Below are 4,272 nucleotides of genomic sequence, written 5' to 3'. Positions count from 1 at the left end.
CCCAAGCCGGTGGAAGTGGATTCGCTGAGCGCGGGTGAAGTCGGGTTCATCATCGCCAACATGAAGACCGTTTCCGACGCCAAGATCGGCGACACCATCACCGACGACAACAATCCCGCGATCGAGCCGCTGCCCGGCTTCGAAGAGCTGAAGCCGATGGTGTTTGCCGGGCTCTACACGGTGGACGCGCACGAGCACACCATGCTGCGCGAGGCGCTGGAAAAACTGCGGCTGAACGATTCGTCGTTCTTTTTCGAGCCGGAGAGCTCGACGGCGCTGGGATTCGGCTTCCGTTGCGGATTTCTCGGGCTGCTACACATGGAGATCATCCAGGAACGGTTGGAGCGCGAGTACAACCTGAACCTGATTACGACGGCGCCGAGCGTGCGCTATCGGATCACGCGTACGGACGGCACGGTGGGGGAAGTGGACAACCCTTCGAAGTGGCCGCCGGCGGGAGAGATCGCAAAAATCGAAGAGCCGGTGATCATGGCCATGATCCTGACCCAGGAAGAGTACGTGGGAGGGATCCTGAAGCTGGTGGAAGATAAGCGCGGCAAGCAGAAGAGCTTTGAGTACGTCACCTCGAATCGCGTGATGCTGACCTACGAACTGCCGCTGAACGAGATCGTGCTCGATTTCTACGACAAGCTGAAGACCGTATCGCGCGGGTACGCATCGCTGGACTACCACCTCGCCGGTTACTGGGAGTCGCCGATGTCTAAGTTGGACATCCTGGTGTCGGGAGACCCGGTGGACGCGCTGTCGATCATCGTACACAAGGACTTCGCCTACGAGCGCGGGCGGGCGCTGGTGTCGAAGATGCGCCAACTGATCCCGCGGCAGATGTTCGAGGTGGCGATCCAGGCGGCGATCGGGGCGAAGATCATCTCGCGCGAAACAGTTACGGCGATCCGGAAAAACGTGATCGCGAAATGCTACGGCGGCGACATCTCGCGCAAGCGCAAGCTGCTCGAAAAACAAAAAGAAGGTAAGAAGCGCATGAAGAGAATCGGGAGAGTGGACATTCCACAGGAAGCTTTCCTGGCCGTGCTGCGCGTCGGCGAAGACGATTAGCACGGGAATTGCCTTTCCCAGGCTGTTATCTAGAAAGTAATTTTCCGGCTCTCACCCGACGAGAGTACGGCGCCGGCTGGTGCGTTTCGAAGTGGGCTGTGGCATAGCTTTCTTACACGTCCAGCGGGCCTTTGCGGCGTCCAGGCGAACCCGTTCGGGCATCCCACCTGCTTAACCATCGGTTAACTTTTCTAGCAGGGTCGATCCGGGGTGTGTGCAAAACTACCGAAAGGTAGACAACAAAAACGGATACCGTCTCCGGCCCTGCGTACCGATTTTGCGGAGGCCTTAAGGCAATGAAACCTATCGGGTTGCGAACTGTCGCAGGAAGTAGGCAAACTGTGTAAGTGGCTGCCGGAAGTGTCCTTTCTGGTTCCGCACCCGTGATATGCACAAGCTTATCCACAGGGCTGCGGATTTCTTTCGAGGCCAGTGCCAACGGATTACCCCAGTCGGCGATCCGACGTATGCAAATGCGAAGATGCAATGTCGGATGGTTCACCGGGCAGTTCCCGTGCTACGGGTGCGCGCAGGCTAAAAGCCGCGCTGGAAAAGCAAAAGGTCGCCCGGAAAAACCGAGCGGCCGTTGGCGTAATCCGCGGTGGAACTACTGCTTCGGAGTCGTCGGCCTGGGCGCGGTGGTGGAACCTGCCGGACGCGGCGTCTGCGGACGCGGAGCCGACGGAGGCGTGGCGGCCTGGCCAGTCGCGCCTACCGGAGCGGCAACGCCGGACCGGGCGTTATACGCATCCACGATGTCCTTGGTCACGTTGGTGTTGGGGAGGGCCCAGAGGACTGGGCTCTGCGGACTGGAGACATCGAGGACCATGGTGTAGCCGTTCTGCTTGGCGTACTTGTCAACGACTTCCATGATCTTGACACCGATGCGGTTGGCAACCTCGCCCTGCTGACTCTGGAAGTCGCTCTGGGCATCTTCGGCCCGGCGCTGCAGAGTTTTCTGCTTGTTCTCGATGTTCTTGACGAGGCTGTTGCGGGCCTCCTCGTTCATCTTGTCGCCCTGCGTCTGGAGCTGCGTTTTCAGGGAATCGATTTCCTTGTTGAGGGCGTTGAGTTCGTTCTGCGTGGGCTCGAACTTCTTTTGCAGAGCGTTGAGGTCACGCTGACCCTCGTTGGAGGCGAGGATGGCTTCCTGAATGTTGATGATGCCGATCTTATTGGCACCGGTCTGCGGAGCGGGCACGGTGGCAGTACCGTTCTGTGCGAAGGCGCTCACGGCGAGTAGCGCAACGGGCAGAATAAATCTGATGAGCTTGCGTGTCATGGGTGGTTCTTTGACTCCTTTGGATTTTCCGAATACTTCCGAGAAACTCCAAAACGGGACTACGCCAAGTCGGATGTTTCAGGGTTGCGGATGCTTGCATTATATCAGGTGTGGCAGATATATCGCACGTAGCAGGCTTTGAATAATTGGCTTTAGGCATAAGAAGGACCTGGGTTGGCGAATGAATTCGCTAATGCCTAATACCCAAGGCCGAAAGCCTGTTTTCACTAGAACGTGGTGGCGACGGTGAAGCGGAACGTTTTCTGAGGCTCCTTCAACTGCCAACTCGGGGCATATGCGGCGAGGGCCTGGCTGTAGCTGTAGTCGCCTATGCCGCCGTCAGGGAACATCTTGCGCGTTATCAGGTTGGGGGTGTTGGCAAAAGTGTTCATGCGGAGCGGGTTGTAAGCGTAGTAGATGCGGAACGGGGCATTGACCACGGGCATGAGCACCTGCAGCTCGAGGCCGGCGGACATGCGCGGTTGCCAGTTCGAGGCGCCGACGATCTTGATGTTCTTATTGAAGTTCATCATCGTTCCGCCGCCGCAGATCCCGTCGGAGCCGAGAATAGGACAGCCGAACGCGGTGGTATTGAGCGTATTGAGCTGGGTCGGGTTGACCTGCAACTGTCCGGGGCGGCTAATGCCGTCGAAGCCGATGTCCATGAACGGCGCCAACGTGACAGGGCCGACGATGGGGATGCGGTACTCGACGTTGGCGAAGGCCTGGGTATCGCCGCCGGGGAAGATAATGCGGTACACCGGCAACGGCACGGTGACGCTTCCTGCGCGCGAGTTGTTCGGGTCCTTGGGGACAGGGATGCCGCTGGGGTTGACAAGCGGGAAGTCAATTCTCTCCACGAAAAAAGCCACGGGCGAAAGCGAGCGGATATCGAAGCCGCGCAGATCGGTGTCGCCGCCCATGAAGAAGCGTTCGAACGGGGGCACGACCTTGCCCGCGTAGCCAGTGACCCAGGAACCGGAAAGATGCACGCCGAGCGCCTGGTGGCCTTCGCGGTTGAAGTGGATGCCCTTCATCGGGAACCAGTGCTTGTAGTCGGCCACGGGGCGAACATAGCTGACGTTCCCGCCCAAGCCCGCAAAATCGCCGCCCAGGAACAGGCTGCGCCCGGAGGTCGGGTGCTGCGGGTTGTTGATTGTATTCATGGTGAAACTGGGGATGAGCTTGCTGGTGACCACACCCTTAAGCGAGTCGGGGCCGGAGATGTTGCGGAAGTTCAGCTCCTGGAAATAGAGCTGGGAGATGGTACTGAAAACCGACAAGGTCGAGATGTCGAAGGAGTACGTGAGGCCGACGCGCTTGAAGCTGCGGCGCAGCGGATAGCTGCTGGACACCGTGAAACCGATTCGGGACTGGCTGAAGTTCTGCAGCGATTGCAGCACGCTTTCGGACAGATTGAGCTGCTGGCCGGCTTGGATCGATAATTGCTGGGCCTGGTTGTAGTTGTACTTCTGGGTGAAGACGGTGAAGCCGACGTTCAGCGGACGGTCGAACATGTAGGGCTCGGTAAAGCCGAACATGATGTTGCGCTGGCGGCTGCCGAAGCTGGCATTGACCGAGAGCGTTTCGCCCAAACCGAGGAAATTATTGGTTTCGTAGTTGAGGCCGATGAAGGAACCGGCCAGGCCGCTGACGCCGCCGCTCAGTCCGATGCTGTTCTTGCCCTTCTCCTTCACCTTGAGCGAGATATCCACGGTTGCGTTCTGATTGTCCTGCTTGATTTCCGAGTCCTGCTCCGGCTTGAGGGCCTCGAAGTACTGCAACTGGTTGAGGCGGAGAAGGCTGATCTCCCAGGCCCTGGAGTTGTAAAGGCTGCCTTCATCCAGCGCCAATTCGCGGCGGATGACCTTGTCGCGGGTGGTGGTATTGCCCTTGAATTCGATGCGGCGGAC

Annotated in this window: 3 protein-coding genes; 1 reads left to right on the top strand and 2 read right to left on the bottom strand. The window is 58.8% G+C overall.

Translation table 11 applies throughout. The annotated features are described in order from the left end of the window. Positions 1–1,077, top strand: a 1,077-nt coding sequence (lepA, locus tag VF515_14460; GenBank protein HEX7408834.1) for a translation elongation factor 4, incomplete at its 5' end; no start/stop codon positions are given. A 607-nt stretch (positions 1,078–1,684) separates the two neighbouring features. Here the strand turns inward: lepA and VF515_14455 are convergent. Together VF515_14455 and VF515_14450 are read right to left on the bottom strand one after the other, a co-directional pair. Then, on the bottom strand, positions 1,685–2,359 hold the full coding sequence (locus VF515_14455) for an OmpH family outer membrane protein (protein ID HEX7408833.1): 675 nt from the start codon (positions 2,357–2,359) through the stop codon (positions 1,685–1,687). A 227-nt stretch (positions 2,360–2,586) separates the two neighbouring features. Then, the coding region (locus tag VF515_14450; GenBank protein HEX7408832.1) for a BamA/TamA family outer membrane protein at positions 2,587–4,272 on the bottom strand (1,686 nt) is incomplete at its 5' end.

The sequence above is a fragment of the Candidatus Binatia bacterium genome (assembly GCA_036382395.1).
Taxonomy (GTDB): Bacteria; Desulfobacterota; Binatia; order HRBIN30; family HRBIN30; genus JAGDMS01.
Note: the sequence above shows the minus strand (reverse complement) of the source record. Positions and strands in the feature narration are given on the sequence as shown.

What these genes read in the sequence shown, in the direction of transcription:
- VF515_14455 (HEX7408833.1), bottom strand. Translation starts at nt 2,359, where the DNA reads ATGACACGCAAGCTCATCAGATTTATTCTGCCCGTTGCGCTACTCGCC.